A 15,842-nucleotide genomic window follows, 5' to 3' on the forward strand; every position below is an offset into this window, starting at 1 on the left:
GCGCCTCCTCTACGCTGGGGCGGTGTTCTCCCCACAAGGCCCTTCGCTGCGCGGCCTGGTAGTCCAGGCGCTGTCCTCGGTCGAGCACGGCTACGACCTGCTCGCTCCCACGTTCGACCACACGCCCTTTCGCACCCCTGACAGCATCCTCGACGCGACCGCCGACGCGCTGCGTCCGCTCGGGCCGTTCGGGGAGGCACTGGACGTGTGCTGCGGCACCGGCGCGGGTCTGCGGGTGCTGGAGCCGCTGTGCCAAGGACGGATCACAGGTGTCGACTTCAGCGTCGGCATGCTCGCGGGGGCTCGCGGAACGCACCCGGGCGCCGAGTGGGTACGGGCCGACGCGCGGGTCCTGCCCTTCGCCGAGGCGTTCGACCTGGCGGTCACCTTCGGAGCCCTCGGACACTTCCTGCCCACGGAACGGCGCGCACTCTTCGCCGGTGTCCACCGCGCCCTGCGGCCCGGCGGACTCTTCGCCTTCCCGATCACCGCGCCCCCGCGCCTCGCCTCGCCCGGCTACTGGGTGCTGGCCGGTTTCGACGCGGTGATGCGGGTGCGGAACGCGGTGTGGCGCCCGCCCTTCGTCATGTACTACCGCACCTGCCCGTTGCAGGCCTTGCGCACGGACCTGGCAGCGGCCGGCTTCACCGTCACGACGGCGCCGCTGGAGGACCTGGGACGGCGCGAGGACGGCAGCCCGCGGTGCCGGCTGGTGCTCGCGCGCAGGCCGTAGGCGGCAGGCCGACCGGGGTTCGCGCCGCGGCAGCCGCGGCAGCCGAGGCGGCTGAGGCGGCTGACGGGCGGGCTGTCACTCCCCGTCGTCCTCCGCATGCTGGACCGGCTTGCCGCGCCGGGCCATCTCGGCCTCGAAGAGGCGCTGGAACTCCTTCGCGGTCTCGTCGAGGACGATCGGGGTGTTCTCGTCCAGGACGACGCCCTGCGCCCGCAGCCGCTGGTCCAGCACCATGCACGGGTCCTGCGGATCGTGGTCGGAGGGGCGCGGGCCCTCGGGGCCGTCCGGGCCGAACCGGACCGCCCGCTCCACCCGGATGATCCGCAGGAACCGGTCCTCGACGGCGAGTTCGTACGCCTGCTCGGCCTCGAGCTGGTCCGCCGCCTCGATGTAGCGCACCCGCTGCTCGGAGGAGAGCCCGCGTTCGATCGGCTCGGCCACGCGCAGCCGCATCGAGAGGATGTCCCGGGCCTGGAAGGCGGTGGGCGCGTCCATCATGCCGCCCGGACGCCAACGGCTGCCCACCAGCTCGGCGACGGTGAAGGCGGCTGGAAGCAGCACCACGCCCGGGTGGGTCAGGCTCGCCCGCAGCGCGTCCTCATGGACCTCCGGCGGAAACTGGCCCTCGACGGGCCGCAGTTGGAGCAGGTCGGCTTTCAGGATGCCCTCGGACATCCCGGTCGGCCGGGCGGGGTCCATGACGAAACCGGCGGTCGGGTCCAGGTCCTCGGTCCGGTCGCGCCTGTGGGGGTCGGCGCTGTCGCGCTCGGGGTGGTCGTCGGGGTCGCTGGGGCGGGGCGGCTCGGGGCCGTCCGGACCGCTGCGGATGTGCCGCTCGGCTCGTACCACGCGGTAGCGGGCGTCCAGTTCGACCTCGTCGATCTTCTCCCAGTCCAGCCGCTCGCCCAGCGCCGCGTACCGCTGCTGTGACTCGGCGTCGCCGGCCTCCCCCGCCTTGGCGGCCTGCTCGCGGCAGAGCATGCCCAGGTGCTCGCGGGCCGACTGCGGACAGACGTCGACCATCGAGGAGAGCAACTCCCAGCCGCCCTGCGGCCGCTCGCGGGCGACGCCGAAGACCGGGCTCCCGCCCGACATGATCTGCGGATACTTCTCGCGCGCCGTCCACGCCTCGACATCGGCGAGCTCCGCCATCGGACCGTCCGGGGCGGATACTCGGATGGTCAGGTAGCCAGGAGCATCGTCAGCGAAGTTCACCATGCGCACATGATGCGACCGGCCGGCCACCCAGCGCAGTCAAATGGCCTGTTTGTCCCCTTCCGGGGGCCGGTTCGTGGTCCTCGCCTGCGGCTACCGCCTCAGCGCCCCAGCGGCGGGCCAGGACGGCGCAGACCATCAGTTGCAGCTGGTGGAAGAGCATCAGCGGCAGCACGGTCAGGCCCAGCGCGGGGCCGGGGAAGAGCACCGTGGCCATCGGGATTCCGGTGGCCAGGCTCTTCTTCGAACCGCAGAAGACGATCACCTTCCGGTCCCGCTGGTCAACGCCGAGCCGGCGCCCGATCAGTGCGGACGAGACCAGTACCAGCGCCAGCAGCGCGGCTTCCAGCACCGCGAGTATCCCGAGCCGGGGTAGCGACACCTGCCTCCAGACACCGCCGAGCACGGCTTCGCTGAACGCGCTGTAGACCACCAGCAGGATCGAACCGCGGTCCACCAGGCCGAGTATTCGGCGGTGCCGGGTCAGTGCCGCGATGATCCGGCGCCGCAGCAACTGGCCTGCCAGAAACGGCAGTAGCAGTTGCTCGACGATGCCCAGCAGGGACCTCGAAGTGATCCCCGCGCCGTGGGTGCCGAGCAGCAGGGCGGCGAGCAGCGGGGTGAGCACGATGCCGAACAGGCTGGAGAAGGTGGCGCTGCAGACCGCGGCCGCGGTGTTGCCGCGGGCGATCGAGGTGAACGCGATCGACGACTGCACAGTGGACGGCAGCAGGCAGAGGAAGAGCAGGCCCTGGTAGAGCTGTTGGGGCAGCAGGGTCGGGACGAAGATCCGGCACGCCACGCCGAGCAGGGGGAAGAGTCCGAAGGTGATCGCGAGGACCACGCCGTGCAGGCGCCACTGCCGCAGGCCCTCCATCGCCTCGCGGGTCGACAGCCGGGCTCCGTAGAGGAAGAAGAGCAGTCCGACCGCGCCGACGGCCGCGTCCGAGGCGACGGGCGCCGCCGCGCCACCGGCGGGCAGCAGCAGGGCCAGGCCCACCACGCAGAGCAGCGCGGTGACGAACGGGTCCACGGGCAGGCGTCGGGTCGGTGTCGGACCGGGCATGGGGGCGCTCCACGGGCAGTTCGGGCGGTGACGGGGGCAGCGGTACGGGCGGTGGTTCGGGCAGTGGTTCGGGCACTCTCAGCCTTGCCGTCGGCTCGCTGATTGTGAATCCCGCTCACGGGACTCACTGTCATCACAAGATGTGATAAGCGCAGTACGATGGCGATGTGTTCGATCCGGTCCAGCTCAGATCCTTCCTCGCGGTCGCCCAGACCGGCGGGTTCACCCGCGCCGCCCAGCGGCTGGGACTGCGGCAGTCCACGGTCAGCCAGCACGTCCGCCGGCTCGAGGAGGCGACCGGGCGGCGGCTCTTCCACCGGGACACCCACACCGTGCAACTCACCGCGGAAGGCGAGGCGATGCTCGGCTTCGCCCGCTCGATCCTGGCGGCGCACGGGCAGGCCGCCGCGTACTTCGCCGACACCCCGGTCCGCGGTCGGGTGCGGTTCGGGGCATCCGAGGACTTCGTGCTGACCGAGCTGCCGCAGCTGCTGCGGACCTTCCGGCGCGGCCACCCCGAGGTCGACCTGGAGCTGACAGTGGGACGCAGCGCGCTGCTGTACGAGCAACTCGCCGACAGCAGGCTTGACTTGGTGCTCGGAAAGCGCCTGCTGGACAGGCCGGCGGACGGCACAGGGCCGGGGCCGGGCTACCCGGCGGACCGGCTGGTCTGGCGGGACCGCCTGGTCTGGATCGGCGCCGAGGACTACCGTCCCGAGCCCGGCCGGCCGGTCCCGCTGATCGTCTACCCGCCGCCCAGCCTCACCCGCTCCCGCGCCCTCGACACGCTCGACCGGGCCGGGCGGCCATGGCACATCGCCTGCACCAGTGCGAGCCTGTCCGGCGTACGCGCGGCCGCACTGGCCGGACTGGGCGTGGTGGCCCACGCCCAGTGCATGATCCCGCCGGGGCTGCGCGTCCTGCCACCCCAGTTCGGGCTGCCCGACCTCGGCGCCACCGAGTTCGTCCTGAGCACCGGCCGCACCACCGCCCGCGGCCCGGCCGCCGCGCTCGCCGACGCGATCCTGGCCGGCGGGGACCACCTGCAGCGGCTGGGCGGCCCGCTCTGGGGCGGCGGGGGTTAGGGCGTGTGGGCGGCCACCTGCACGAAGTCCGCTGGCCTGCCCCGCCGTTGACTCGGCGAGATTGGCGGGACCGGCGACCGGCAGCTCCCAACAGCACGATCAGTGCAGGGCGTCCAGGGCGGCCTTGGTGGCCTGCGCGATCAGGGCGTCGTCCGACGCGGCGTCGGCCTTGCCGCGGTCGGAGAGGACGGCGATGACGATCGGGCTGCCGCCGCCGGCCGGCCAGACGACCGCGATGTCGTTGCGGGTGCCGTACCCACCGTTGCCGGTCTTGTCCCCGACCTTCCAGCCGGCCGCGACGCCGGCCCGGATGTAGGGGGCGCCGGTCGTGTTGCCGAGCAGCCAACCGGTGAGCAGTTGCCGTCGATCGCCGGGAAGGGCGTCACCGAGGACGAAGCGGCGCAGGTCGGTGGCCATGGCCCGGGGTGTGCTGGTGTCCCGAGTGTCGCCCGGGGTCGCCTCGTTGAGGGTCGGCTCGGTGCGGTCGACGTTGGTGGTCGGGTCGCCGAGGGCGCGCAGTGCCTGCTGGAGCGCGGCTGGGCCGCCGAGGTTGTCGGTGACCAGGTTGGCGGCCGTGTTGTCGCTGTACTGGATGGCGGCGGCGGCCAGGTCGCGCAGCGGCATGCCCGTGGCCACGTGCTGCGAGGTGATCGGCGCGTACTTCTGCAGGTCCGCCGAGCTGTAGGTCACCACCTTGTCCAGGTCCGCCTCGGAGGCGTGGCTCAGCAGGACGCCGACGGCCAGGGCCTTGTAGGTCGAGGCGTGCGCGAATCGGTCGTCGGCGTGGTAGGTCACCTCCCGGCCGGTGCCGGTGTCCACCGCGTCGATCCCCAGTCGGGCGCCGAAGTGCTGCTCGAGCTGCTGGAAGGAGGCGGTGGCCGGGGCGGCGGCAGCGGTGCTGCGGGACCCCGCCGGTGTCGGTGCCCGGGTGTCGTTCGCGGCGCAGCCGGCCAGCAGGGCGGCCGCGAGTAGGGGGACCGTGACGAGCAGGACGCTTCGGCGCTTCGTGAATGGCGCGGTCGTGAATGGCGCGGTCGTGAAGGACGCGGTCGTGAAGGACGCAGTCGTGAAGGGCATGCTCGACAGCCTGCCGCCGGACGTCTCATGCGGGCAAAGACAGAACTGGCGTTTCTCATGCGATTTGTGCATAGGATGCGGCTGTGGATCTGGTGGGGGCGTGCCGCGTGTTCGTGCAGGTGGGTGAGCGAGGGAGCTTCACCCTGGGCGCCGCGGCGGCCGGCGTGCCGCAGCCGGTCGCGAGCCGGCGGATCGCCGCCCTGGAGAAGCACCTCGGTGGCCTGCTGTTCGACCGGTCCGGCCGTCGTGCCGTGCTGACGGCCTTCGGGCGGCAGTTGCTCCCGTCGGCGAAGAGGCTGGCCGAGCTCGCGGACGCGTTGGAGTGCGATGCCGAGCAGGCGCGACTCGAGCCGCTGGAATTCGCGGTCCCCGACGTCTGCCCGGTCAGGCAGTTGGCCGCGCTCGACGCGGCGGCCCGTGAGCTGGGCATGGTCCTCCGTTTCCGCACCGCGGGCCCGGCCGGGCGGGTCGACCTCCTCAACACCCGAGAGGTGGGCCTGGTGCTCGTCGCCGTCCCCACCCCCGAGGCCACCTGGGCCGTTCCGCTCGGAGTGGCCGACACGGTCGGCACCGATGCGCGACCGCTGCACCTGGAGACGCTCCGGCCCGGACGAGTGGAGCGCACGTTCCGGCGGATCTGGATCCAGCCGGAGGACGATCTGCCGCACATCCGGGACCAGTTGCAGCAGCTCGGACACCGCGCCGCCCTGCTGCCCGCGCAGATCGCGGTCGCGGCCTCACTGACCGCGGCCGTCGCCCACGCCCTGCGCAGCGGCGACCTGCTGCTCTGCGCGCCCAGCCAGGCCGACGAGTTGGGACTGTCCTGGCGCGCACTGGCCGGAACATCCGTCGCCCGCGGGTACCAGCTGCGCGCCCGCAGCGGTGTCGACGCACGACGCGTCAGCGACGGGCTCCGGGAACCGATCGCGCGCTGCCTGGGCGTACCGACCGACGTGCGGGAGCGGGCATGAACTCCCAGCGGGCCATCCGGGCGCTTCGAGCCGTGCTCGCGGACGGCGGGCTGTCCGGCTCGTTCCTGGTGCGGGACCTGGCCACCGGTGAGGAGGTCGGCATCGACCCGGACGTCGAGCTGCCCCTTGCGTCGCTGGTCAAGATCCCGCTCGCGGCCGCCGTGCTGGAACGCATCCAGGACGGCCGGATCGACGCGGCCACCATGATCGACGTGCTACCGGAGCGCAGCACGGCGGCCGGCCCGGTGGGACTGAGCAGGTTCCGCCACCCCGCCCGGATCGCGGTCGAGGACTTGCTCTACCTCAGCACCGCGTTCAGCGACAACGCCGCGGCGGACGCCCTCTTCCACCTGGTCCCACCCGCCGAGGTCAACGACGCGCTGGCGAACGCCGGCCTCACGGGTATCACCGTTCGCCACCCGATGCGAGAGCTCACCCGCACTCCGGCGGAACGGTTCGAGCCACGAGAGGTCCACCTCGCCCAGTCGCTGGCGATCGGTTCCCGCACGGCGGGGCACGGGCATCCGATCCCCCAACTGGACGTCAGCCAGGCGAACTCCGGGACCGCCCGAGCCTGCGTCGACCTGCTCCAGGCGCTGTGGCTGCCCACCCGCATCCCGCCGGCCGTCGCCGAACAGGTACGAGCGCTCATGGGCCAGAACGTCATCCGGCACCGGCTCGCCCCCGACTTCAGCTCCGACGCCTCACGCTGGTCCTCCAAGACCGGCACCCTGCTCAACCTGCGCCACGAGATCGGGGTGGTCGAACATGAGGACGGCTCGCGGTACGCCATCGCGGCCCTGACCGAATCCTCCGTGCCCGCAGCCGCCCAGCCGATGGCCGAGGCGGTCATGGCGAGGGTGGCCCGAGCCCTGCACGACCTGTTGCGGGCGCGGTGACCACGGGATGCTCCGCCGGACGGTCCCGTCGCCTCACGGGACCGTCCGGCGGAGCATCAGCGGGTCGGCTTGTCAGGACAGGACGGTCCAACTCTGTCCAGCTGCACCCGTGTTGGCCGGGTTGGTCATCCCGGTCGAGCCGGCGGTGCTGCCGGCGACGTCCAGGGTCAGGCCGTTGCCGACGTTGGTGATGGTCAGCGCGCCGGCGCTGTTCTGGGTGACCTTCCACTTCTGCCAGGGGTTGTTGGCCGAGGGGTTGAGCAGGTAGGCGGTGCCGACTCCGCCGCCGGCCGCGAGCACGGTGTGGTTCTGGGCGGAGGTGTAGCAGTTGTCGGTGATCGTCACGGTGCCGTCCGCGTTGGGCGTGAACAGCCACTGCTGGGCGGCGTTGCCGCTCTGGTAGGCGTTGATGTCGGAGTTGCCGCCGACGTTGGCGTTGCAGCCGCCCTGGACTTCGAGTGCCTGGCCGGCGGTGCCGCCCGCGCTGATCGCGTGGTACTTGCCGTCGCCGACGATGCCCGTCTGGCCGCCGCCGGTCCCGGTGCCGCCGCCGCTCATGCCGACGGCTCCGCCGGCGATGCGCAGGAGCGTGACGCCGTGCGCGGGGATCCAGCTGCCGCCGACGGTGCCGGTGAGGGTGCCGGTCGCGCCGGTCCACAGGTCCCGGTAGGAGTAGCTGGCGCCGGTCAGGCCGAGGGCGGCGAAACTGGCGCTGGGCATGGCCCAGTTGTTCGGGTCCTGGTTGATCAGCGCGACGGCCAGGTCACCGTTGGCGAGCCGGCGTTCGAGGATCACCGGGGCCGTCGAGGAGGCGGGCGGGTTGCCGACCAGGGTGGCGGGCTTGGCGAGGGTGTCCTGGTCGATGGCGATCATGTCGGGGTTCTTCAGCAGCCCCAGGGCGGAGGAGTTGATCCCGGTGGACCAGGTGTAGCCGCTCGCGGTGTGCTGCGAGTCGGCGGCGGTGCGCAGGTCGGCGCCGGAGATCAGCGGGGCGGCCATCATCGACAGGACGGACAGCTCGGTGCGCGACTCGTCGTCGGTGAACGGCTTGTTGCCCTTGTAGGTGTCGGTGACGCCCCAGACGCCGTACGGGTCTTGCCAGCCGGCGAACATCATGTCCATGTCGTTCCAGCTGCCGGGGTGCACGTTGCCCGGGTACTTCAGGGCGGTCTGCAACTGGCCGTTGTAGAGCACGCCGTCCAGCTCGCTGTCCCGGTCGCCGCCGATCCGGCACATGTTGGCGACCTGCCCGCACCACACGCCGGTGGGGTAGTAGCCGGCGGCCTGGTGCGGCTGGACTCCGGCGGCCACGATCAACGGGTCGGTGCGGGCCGGGTCGTTGGCGTTCAGCAGGTACGGGATGCCGGTGTGCGCGGGCTGCGCGGACAGGCTGAGGGTGACCTTCGGCCGGCCGGCAGCGGCGGTCGCCGCATCGAGGGCGCGCTGGAAGGTCTGGGTCCGGGCGTAGATGGACTCGGTGAGCTCCTTGCCCTCGCCCTGCGGGTAGTAGCTGTAGCCGTCGGGGCCCACGATCGTCGGGCCGTACGGGCAGTCGTCGTACTTCACGAAGTCGACGCCCCAGGAGACGAAGTCGCCGGCGTCGGTGCTCTCGTGGCCCAGGCTCCCGGGATGCCCCTGGCAGGTGGTGTAGGTGTCGGTGCCGTACAGCCCGAACTTCATGCCCTTGCTGTGGGCGTACCAGGCCAGGTACTGGATCCCGTTCATCGTCTGGCCGTTGACGGTCTGGCTGGGAAAGCTGCTCGGGTCCGGGACCAGGTGCCCGCTGGTGGGGTCGTTGCCGGTGCCGTCGGTGCCGGAGACCGGGTTGCCGTTGTTGTCGTACAGCTGCATGCCGTTGTCGGCGTTCTTCACGAAGTCCGTGCTCTGGCCGTCACGGTGGCGCAGCGACCAGCCGTCGTCGATGGTGACGGTGTTGTAGCCGGCCGGCACCAGGCCGTTGGCCGACATGAAGTCGATGGTCTGCTTCACCTGTTGCTCGTTCACGCTGGGGCCGAGCGAGTTCCAGGAGTTCCAGCCCATGGGCGGGGTCAGGGCGTTGCCGTTGCCCAGCGCGGCGGCCGGGGGCGCGGTGCTGACCGCCAGGGCCCCGAGCCCCGGGGTGGCCAGGGCGAGGGTCAGCAGGAGGCTGGGCAGGCGGGTGGATCTGCTGCGTGTCGCACGCATGGATGCTGCTCCGAGGGGCGCGTCGGGGGTGGGGGAGCCAGGATGTCCCGGACGGGGTCGACAGAAACGCACACGTGGTTCCGCTGCCGGTTTCGCCGTCTCCGGGTCAGGTGGGGGTCCTGACTGGGGCGTTGTCGCTGCCCCGTGTGCGACTGTAATGGCACATGCGACATGGCGACAGTGCTCGTGCGGAACTTTGTTTGCTGGTGATGGATTCTGTTGGGTGGTCAGGGTTCGGCGTGCTCGCGCCGCCGTGCCCTCGCCGGCGGGACGTATTCGTCGTTGTGGCAGTTCCGCGTTCTACGCCATGGCTCGGAGCACGTCCGCCGCCCGCTGGTCGAGTTCTGCGGCGCCGGCGATTCCGCGCTTCCGGTAGCCCACCAACACCGACCGCATGGTGGTGATTTCCTTCCTGTTGCGGTCCGAGGCGACACCGCCCATGAAGTCCAGGGACCGGTGCCACAGCCCCAGGGCCTCGTCGTGGCGCCGCTGGGCAGCCACCGACTTCGCGAGGTTCGCCATGGTCAGGCCGTGCACGCGCTGGTACGTCTCCGGCGTCCGATCCTTCAATGCCAGGCGGTAGTGCTGCTCCGCCGCCTTGTGGTCGCGCAACTCGGTCAGGGTCTTGGCCGTGTGGGAGGCGATCGTGGCTGCGACCGGTCCGGACGCGGCGGCGTACGAGGGGACGGCGTCGTCGGTGACGAGCATGGCGTCCTCGGCCGACACCAGCGCGGCGGCGGCCTTCGTGCCCTCGCCGCAGGCGCCATACGCCCGCGCGGCCGTCACCAGCAGCAGTGCCTCCGTGTTCCGATCCACCTTTTTCCGGGCCCGGGACAGTGCAGCTTCGGCCGACTCCACGCAGTGCGCGGGCTGTCCGACGTCAAGGGCCTGGTGTGTCAAAGCTCGCATCATCCATGCTCCGTGCCCGGCCGGGTCGGACTCGCATGCCAGTTGGTAGCCGAGGAGGTAGAACCGCTGGGCCGCGCCCTCGCGGCCGAGGTCGTGGTGCTTCCATCCGACCAGGCACGCCAGGGTGGCCGCCGCGCCGTAGGCGTCACGGCGGACCTGCTCGGAGGGGAAGCGGCCGGAGAGTAACGGAACGACGGTATCCGTGAAGTACACGGTGACTGCGGTCAGGCCGTATCCACCCCCAAGCCGGTCGTCCGCGCTCCTGAACATCTCGGTGAACCGCCGGATGCAGGAGACCTCCTCCATACCGATCCTGCCGCCGCTGTCGGCCGCCCTCAGCGTGGCGGCGGCGGCCTGATGGTCGTAGGTGAGGGGAAGGCCGACAGCGGCAGCCGCAAACGCGGCGGTGAGGAAGTCCCTGCGGTGCTGCATTGCGAATCTCCCGAGGTCTGCGGCAGCGGCCAGCGGATCGGCACTCATCGCCTCCCCGATCCCGTCGCAGCCCAGACGGATCTCGGTGACCGTCACCTTCCGCTTCGTCATTCTGCTCAGCGCCTCGGCGAGATAGGTCGCCGTCTTGCCGGTCGGCGTGCCGCCGTTCACCCAGAAGAAGACAGCCGACCGGGAGGTGCGCAGTGCCTCGCCCGCTTCAGCAGCGACGGTCCGGACCTGCTTTGCCAGCGCCTCGTACGTACACCCGGATTCCGCGATGACAGCCGCCAGCCGCTCGTTCGGTTCCCTGCGGACCGCCAAGTCAACCTCCTGAGAGGATCTCGAACCGAATGACCGGGCCGACCGCGCCATCACCGGCCGTCAGATCACCGGAGGCCGCCCCAAGCGCGCCATCCGCCACACCGTCCGCCACTGCATCGGGCGGCGTGGCGGGCATGAAGTCCGTACCCCCTCGAAGAACCCGGCCCACCATGCCTTGAGGCCGGCCAGCGGCGGCCTGCGGGCCACGGTGTAGGCACTCCACGACGCGAGGTACACCGGCACCAGGATGGCGGGCAGGTGCCTCTTGGCCAGCCACACCCGGTTGCGGGCCGTCAGCCGGTAGTACGTGGCATGGCGGGCCGGGTCGGTGCGCGGGTGCCTGAGCACCAGGTCGGCCCGGTAGTGGATCTCCCACCCGGCGTCCAACGCGCGCCACGCGAAGTCCGTCTCCTCATGCGCATAGAAGAAGGACGCGGGAAACGCGCCCACTTGGTCGATCACGCTCATCCGGATGGCATGAGCGCCTCCCAGGAAGGTGGTGACCTCGGACGAACGCAGCGGATCGGAGGCACCCAGCCGGGGTACGTGCCGGCGCGCGGTCCGCCCCTCCTCGTCCACGATCCGGAAACTCACCACCCCCAGCCGGGAGTTGTTGGCAAACGCATCCCGCACGAGGCGGAACGTGTCGGTTCGGGGCAGCAGGCCGTCGTCGTCCAGAACCACCACCACATCCACGCCGCGGTGGTCACGAAGCCACTCCACGCCCTTGTTGCGGCCGCCCGGGATCCCGAGGTTCTCCGGCAGCTCCACCGCGTCGACCCCCGAAGGCAGCTCGGGGAGTTGCACACCCTGGCCCAGCACCACGACCTTCGCAGGATCGCCCTCCTGTGCCGCCACCGACTCCAGGAGAGCACGCAACTCTACGGAGCGGTCTCCCATCGTCAACACCACGACGCCCAGCGTGAGGTCTTGGTCATCCCCGGTCCGACAATCCGTCAAGGTGCGCTCCTGCAATGGATCTTGAACGCTTTGAACAAGGTTCCCGATGTCCAACGGTACTCCTGTTGCGTCACTGAGCGTTCACTGAGTGCAGCTGCCAGACGGCGGCCCCAACCTGTAGGAGGAGTACATGAGCACCACCACCACGCGCAGCGTCGAGCTGGTCGAGCTCGGGAAGTTCTTCGCCATCACCGCGCACCGCTTCGACACCGGCCAGAGCGCGCCGGAGATGTTCAGCGCGGCGATCGACGCCGTGTGGCACCAGCTCGCCGAGGACAGCCAGGCGCACACCGCGTTCACCGAGAGGCACGCCGGCCGCGAGATCGTCCACGCCGAGACGTCCGGGCGTGGGTTCGTCGCTTGGGTGACTGCGTACGAGGAGGCGTACGGCCCGCTCCCGGCGATCTGGTTCACCGACGGCAATGGCGCTGTCGACACCGCTGCGCTCACCGCCTACCGGGAGACCGGCCGCGTGGTCGCCGAATGGAAGTGCTCGCCGGCCCCCGGCGACGGCGACGGCAACACCCCGGCCAAGACCGCCCGGTGACCTGTTGGCCACCATCCACGCCGACGGAGCGTCCCGGCCAACCGCCGGGGCGCTCCGCCTCGTCGAGTCCCGGTCGCCGAGTCCGACCGCTGTGGACGTCACCGGCTACACCGCCGCACTGTTCGGGCACTGCTCGTTCCTCGCACCGTCCGCCCAGCGCGGGCTGACCGGCTGGACGGTGTACGAGATCGCGCCCGGCGCCCACCGGTACGAGGTCGAAGCCGAGTTGTTCCACGCCGCCGTTCAGGCAGCCGAGTGGATCCGGCCGCTGATGAGTCGACCGCACGGCGCGTTCGTCTGCGAGAACATCGTCATCACCGGCGCCGCTCTGGACACCGACCACGGTGAACTGCTGTCCTGGCCGCACTGGGCGTTGAAACACCTCTACGGGCCGGTGGGCGTGATGTTCGGCAAGTTCACCCAGGGCGCCCGGGAGTGCGACAAGTTCGGCCGAAGCATCCCACCGCCGCCGTGCTCGTTCCTGCCGGTGCGCGCCGCCGTGCGGCCACGCGATCCGCAGTTCCTGATGGACACACCCGAGCTCGCGCGGGCGGTGGCCGTAGCCGACGACGATGGTCGAGACGTGTTCGAGCACATCCCCTGCGATTGGAAGGCGGTACGGGCATGGGCGACTTCGCTCCCTGTCCCCCCGAGGCGGTGACGGCCGCGCAGAACATCTGCGGGTCAGTCGAGTTGAGAGAGATCACCGACCGGCGAGGCTCGGCCGTGTGGCAGGCGACCGGACCGCTGGGCACGGTCGCGATCAAGCTCGGGTACGGCGCCGACGGCGAAGGCGCGGAGATCACCGCGCGGGAAGCCGCTGTACTCGACACCTTGCCGGACTACACCGTGACCGCCGGCCGCTCCGGCCCCCACGTCTGGTACGTCACGCCATGGCTGGACGGCCCGTCCACCTGGGAGCTGTTCCAGCCGGTGCGCGACGGTTCCGGCGCCCGCACGACCGCGCTCGCCGGGGCGGTGGCGCTGTGCCGGGCGGTCGGCGACTTCCATGCTGCCGGCTGGGTTCATGGCGACCTGCAACCGTCCCATGGCATCCACAACGCCACCGGCGTGAAGTTGATCGACTTCGCCTGGTCGTGGCGCGAGGGAACCGACCCGTGGCGGGAGTTCAACGGCGGCATCACGCACCTGGTCGCGCCGGAACTCGCCACCTGGATCAGCCTCGGCCCACAACCCGTGAAGCCCCCACCGGCGGCGGATGTCTACGCGCTCGCCGGGTTGCTCTGGACCTGCACCACCGGCCGCTGGCCGCTGGACTACGCCGCCACCGGCCTCGCTCTGAAGGACACCAGCCCGGCCGACCTGCGGAGGGCGATCGCCGCCGGCATCCCGCTGACCGCGGCGCGGCCGTGGCCGCACCTGCAGACGGTACTCGCCGACGTTCTCACCGCACCCGCCCCCGAGCGCCCCACCGCCGGCGAACTCGCCGACCGCCTCGCGGAGGTGACCACCTGAACGTGCGCCCGGCGTCCCCGGCCGACGCTGCCGAACTCGCCCGCATCCACGCCGAGATGGTGGGAGTCGATGCCACCGGGCCATGGCGCGACCGGCTCGCGGACCACCTACGCGAACAACTGGGTAGTGACCGGGTCGCCGCGTTCGTGATCGACGACCCGGCCGGCGGTCTCGCGGCCTGCGCGATCGGTGTCGTCCACCAGGGCCTACCGGGCCCCGACCACGCCGGGGTCTTCGGGCAGGTGCAGACCGTCGTCACCGAGCAGCCGTTCCGCCGGCGCGGCTACGGCCGGGCCGTCACTTGCGCGCTGGTCGAGTGGCTGACCGCCCGGGGCTGCACCCTGCTCACCCTCAACGCCAGCGACTCCGCCGTGCCGCTGTACGCCTCGCTCGGCTTCGCCTCGAGCTCCCGTGCGATGCGCTTCGTCGGCAAGCCTTACCACCGGGCGTGATCTGCCCGCGCCGGGGGCGCGTGCGCTGCCGTTGCCGAGCCCGTCACACAGGCCAGCCCCCGCCCAGAGTTCCTCGTATGAGAACCATCTGAACCTCCGTCAACGTCCTCCGTATCCCGGGGGAGCCTCAGGGAAACGATCTGGTCTGTCTCAACGGGGGTGGCATCGCGGTGCGCGAGTTCGATCTGAAACGGTGGGCACGGCAGGCGGGTATCGATGAGCGCGTCGATACCTCCGGCCCCGCAGGATCGACACCTTGGACCGCGGCTGCGGCTTGCGTGGCAGCGGTGTCGCTGGTGGTGTTCGCCGTCGTGCGTCACTTCCACGGCTCGACCATGGTCGACATGCTGGTCTACCGAGGTGAGGGCGCCGCGGTCGTCCATGGCGCGGACCTGTACGCGATGCGGGTGTGGGACCTGCCGGCCACCTACCCGCCGTTCGCCGCGATGCTCTTCGTGCCGAGCACCTGGTTCGACGTGAGCACGTTGCGGGTTCTGGTGGTGCTCCTCAGCCTCGCGCTGCTCGCCCTGGCCGTCCACCTTTCCCTGCGCCTGATCGGGTGGCCTCACGCACGTCACCGTTCAGCCGCCGTCCTTCTCGCGACGGGCCTGGGCGTCTGGCTGGAGCCGGTGTACACCACCTTCCAGTACGGCCAGATCAACCTCGGCATCCTCTGCCTGGTCCTGTGGGACCTGACCCTGCCGGACCGGAGCCGGTTCAAGGGCGTGGGCATCGGTCTGGCCACCGCCATCAAGATAACCCCGGGCCTGTTCGCCGTGTACCTGCTCCTCACCGGCCGGATCAGAGCCGCTCTGGTCTCAGGAGGCACATTCCTGGCGGCCGGCCTGATCGGCTGGCTCCTGCTGCCCGACGCCTCCTACGGCTTCTGGACCACGTACCTCTGGGACCCGAGCCGGGTAGGCGTCACGGTCCTCATGGACAACCAGTCCCTGCGGGGCGCCGTCTGCCGACTCCTCGACGTCAACGACCCGGGCCTGGTCGGCCTCGCCGCCTGCGTTGTCGTCGGGACGCTCGGCCTCGCGGTGGCCGTCCTGGCCGGGCGCTCCGCACGGCGACTGCGCCGGGCCGACGCCTGGGGCGCCGTCTGCACCGCGTTCACCGCGCTGCTGATCTCGCCGATCAGTTGGACCCACCACTGGGTCTGGTGCATCCCTCTCATCGCGCTGCTGGCCGTGGAGGCCAGGACCACAGGGCGGCGGGTGCTGCTCGGCATCACGCTGGCGGTGTTCCTCTGCCACGCCATGTGGCTATCGCCCCACCGATGGGGACGCGGCGTCGCCTGGTACTGGCAACTACCCGGCTCGATCTACCCGCCTCTGGCCATCGCCGTTCTCGTCGTCGTGGGGCTGCGCCTGTACGGCGCGCGGCGTCCGGTCGGCAACGAGTTCGAGGAGACCAACGCATCTCAGCCGGCAGGACCGGTCCTGATGCCGCACTGACGCGGTGGACGTCACGGCCTGTCCGACCCCACCGGGTCGGACAGGCCGTGACGTT

The 15,842-nt window shown here is 71.1% G+C and carries 15 protein-coding genes; 9 read left to right on the forward strand and 6 right to left on the reverse strand.

Features of this window, described 5'->3' with window-relative positions; translation table 11 throughout:
* The first annotated feature begins 22 nt into the window (after positions 1-22).
* Positions 23-733 (forward strand): class I SAM-dependent methyltransferase, encoded by a 711-nt coding sequence (locus ABH937_RS17620; RefSeq protein ID WP_370218738.1) that lies wholly within the window; start codon positions 23-25, stop codon positions 731-733.
* A 75-nt stretch (positions 734-808) separates the two neighbouring features.
* Here ABH937_RS17620 and ABH937_RS17625 read toward each other — a convergent pair whose 3' ends face one another.
* Positions 809-1,951 carry a DUF5954 family protein gene (locus ABH937_RS17625; protein ID WP_370218739.1) on the reverse strand — a complete coding sequence of 381 codons (1,143 nt, stop codon included), beginning with the start codon at positions 1,949-1,951 and terminating at the stop codon, positions 809-811.
* Complete coding sequence (locus ABH937_RS17630; RefSeq protein WP_370218740.1) at positions 1,935-3,014, reverse strand: bile acid:sodium symporter family protein; 1,080 nt, start codon at positions 3,012-3,014, stop codon at positions 1,935-1,937. Before ABH937_RS17630 ends, ABH937_RS17625 begins: the two co-directional genes overlap by 17 nt.
* Positions 3,015-3,181: 167 nt before the next feature.
* On the opposite strand from ABH937_RS17630, the gene ABH937_RS17635 reads away from it, so the two are divergent.
* Positions 3,182-4,099, forward strand: a complete 918-nt coding sequence (locus ABH937_RS17635) for a LysR substrate-binding domain-containing protein (protein ID WP_370218741.1) — start codon at positions 3,182-3,184, stop codon at positions 4,097-4,099.
* A 99-nt stretch (positions 4,100-4,198) separates the two neighbouring features.
* On the opposite strand, the gene bla is transcribed toward ABH937_RS17635, so the two are convergent.
* The gene (gene bla / locus ABH937_RS17640; RefSeq protein ID WP_370218742.1) at positions 4,199-5,176 is read right to left on the reverse strand and encodes a class A beta-lactamase; all 978 of its coding nucleotides are present in this window, start codon (positions 5,174-5,176) and stop codon (positions 4,199-4,201) included.
* A gap of 107 nt (positions 5,177-5,283) precedes the next feature.
* Here bla and ABH937_RS17645 point away from each other — a divergent pair, with 107 nt between their 5' ends.
* Positions 5,284-6,147, forward strand: a complete 864-nt coding sequence (locus ABH937_RS17645) for a LysR family transcriptional regulator (protein WP_370218743.1) — start codon at positions 5,284-5,286, stop codon at positions 6,145-6,147.
* On the forward strand, positions 6,144-7,046 hold the full coding sequence (locus ABH937_RS17650; RefSeq protein ID WP_280693791.1) for a class A beta-lactamase-related serine hydrolase: 903 nt from the start codon (positions 6,144-6,146) through the stop codon (positions 7,044-7,046). Before ABH937_RS17645 ends, ABH937_RS17650 begins: the two co-directional genes overlap by 4 nt.
* A 72-nt stretch (positions 7,047-7,118) precedes the next feature.
* Here ABH937_RS17650 and ABH937_RS17655 read toward each other — a convergent pair whose 3' ends face one another.
* From ABH937_RS17655 to ABH937_RS17665, 3 genes are all read right to left on the reverse strand, one after another.
* Positions 7,119-9,230, reverse strand: a complete 2,112-nt coding sequence (locus ABH937_RS17655; protein ID WP_370218744.1) for an alpha-galactosidase — start codon at positions 9,228-9,230, stop codon at positions 7,119-7,121.
* 300 nt (positions 9,231-9,530) lie between these two features.
* Positions 9,531-10,892, reverse strand: coding sequence for a tetratricopeptide repeat protein (locus ABH937_RS17660; protein ID WP_370218824.1), 1,362 nt, complete (start codon positions 10,890-10,892; stop codon positions 9,531-9,533).
* Between the two features lie 60 nt (positions 10,893-10,952).
* Positions 10,953-11,792, reverse strand: a complete 840-nt coding sequence (locus tag ABH937_RS17665) for a glycosyltransferase family 2 protein (RefSeq protein ID WP_370218825.1) — start codon at positions 11,790-11,792, stop codon at positions 10,953-10,955.
* Positions 11,793-11,982: 190 nt separating this feature from the next.
* Here ABH937_RS17665 and ABH937_RS17670 point away from each other — a divergent pair, with 190 nt between their 5' ends.
* From ABH937_RS17670 to ABH937_RS17690, 5 genes are all read left to right on the forward strand, one after another.
* Positions 11,983-12,399 (forward strand): hypothetical protein, encoded by a 417-nt coding sequence (locus ABH937_RS17670; RefSeq protein WP_370218746.1) that lies wholly within the window; start codon positions 11,983-11,985, stop codon positions 12,397-12,399.
* 91 nt (positions 12,400-12,490) lie between these two features.
* On the forward strand, positions 12,491-13,060 hold the full coding sequence (locus ABH937_RS17675; RefSeq protein WP_348533707.1) for a hypothetical protein: 570 nt from the start codon (positions 12,491-12,493) through the stop codon (positions 13,058-13,060).
* On the forward strand, positions 13,024-13,875 hold the full coding sequence (locus tag ABH937_RS17680) for a hypothetical protein (protein WP_370218747.1): 852 nt from the start codon (positions 13,024-13,026) through the stop codon (positions 13,873-13,875). Before ABH937_RS17675 ends, ABH937_RS17680 begins: the two co-directional genes overlap by 37 nt.
* Positions 13,876-13,877: 2 nt before the next feature.
* A complete protein-coding gene (locus ABH937_RS17685; RefSeq protein ID WP_370218748.1) occupies positions 13,878-14,327 on the forward strand; it encodes a GNAT family N-acetyltransferase in 450 nt (149 codons plus the stop codon).
* Between the two features lie 287 nt (positions 14,328-14,614).
* Positions 14,615-15,787, forward strand: coding sequence for a glycosyltransferase 87 family protein (locus ABH937_RS17690; RefSeq protein ID WP_370218749.1), 1,173 nt, complete (start codon positions 14,615-14,617; stop codon positions 15,785-15,787).
* Positions 15,788-15,842: the final 55 nt, after the last annotated feature.

Source organism: Kitasatospora sp. GAS1066B, from assembly GCF_041262605.1.
GTDB lineage: Bacteria > Actinomycetota > Actinomycetes > Streptomycetales > Streptomycetaceae > Kitasatospora.

What these genes read in the sequence shown, in the direction of transcription:
- ABH937_RS17625 (WP_370218739.1), bottom strand. Translation starts at nt 1,951, where the DNA reads ATGGTGAACTTCGCTGACGATGCTCCTGGCTACCTGACCATCCGAGTA.
- ABH937_RS17630 (WP_370218740.1), bottom strand. Translation starts at nt 3,014, where the DNA reads ATGCCCGGTCCGACACCGACCCGACGCCTGCCCGTGGACCCGTTCGTC.
- bla (WP_370218742.1), bottom strand. Translation starts at nt 5,176, where the DNA reads ATGCCCTTCACGACTGCGTCCTTCACGACCGCGTCCTTCACGACCGCG.
- ABH937_RS17650 (WP_280693791.1), top strand. Translation starts at nt 6,144, where the DNA reads ATGAACTCCCAGCGGGCCATCCGGGCGCTTCGAGCCGTGCTCGCGGAC.
- ABH937_RS17655 (WP_370218744.1), bottom strand. Translation starts at nt 9,230, where the DNA reads ATGCGTGCGACACGCAGCAGATCCACCCGCCTGCCCAGCCTCCTGCTG.
- ABH937_RS17665 (WP_370218825.1), bottom strand. Translation starts at nt 11,792, where the DNA reads ATGGGAGACCGCTCCGTAGAGTTGCGTGCTCTCCTGGAGTCGGTGGCG.
- ABH937_RS17670 (WP_370218746.1), top strand. Translation starts at nt 11,983, where the DNA reads ATGAGCACCACCACCACGCGCAGCGTCGAGCTGGTCGAGCTCGGGAAG.
- ABH937_RS17680 (WP_370218747.1), top strand. Translation starts at nt 13,024, where the DNA reads ATGGGCGACTTCGCTCCCTGTCCCCCCGAGGCGGTGACGGCCGCGCAG.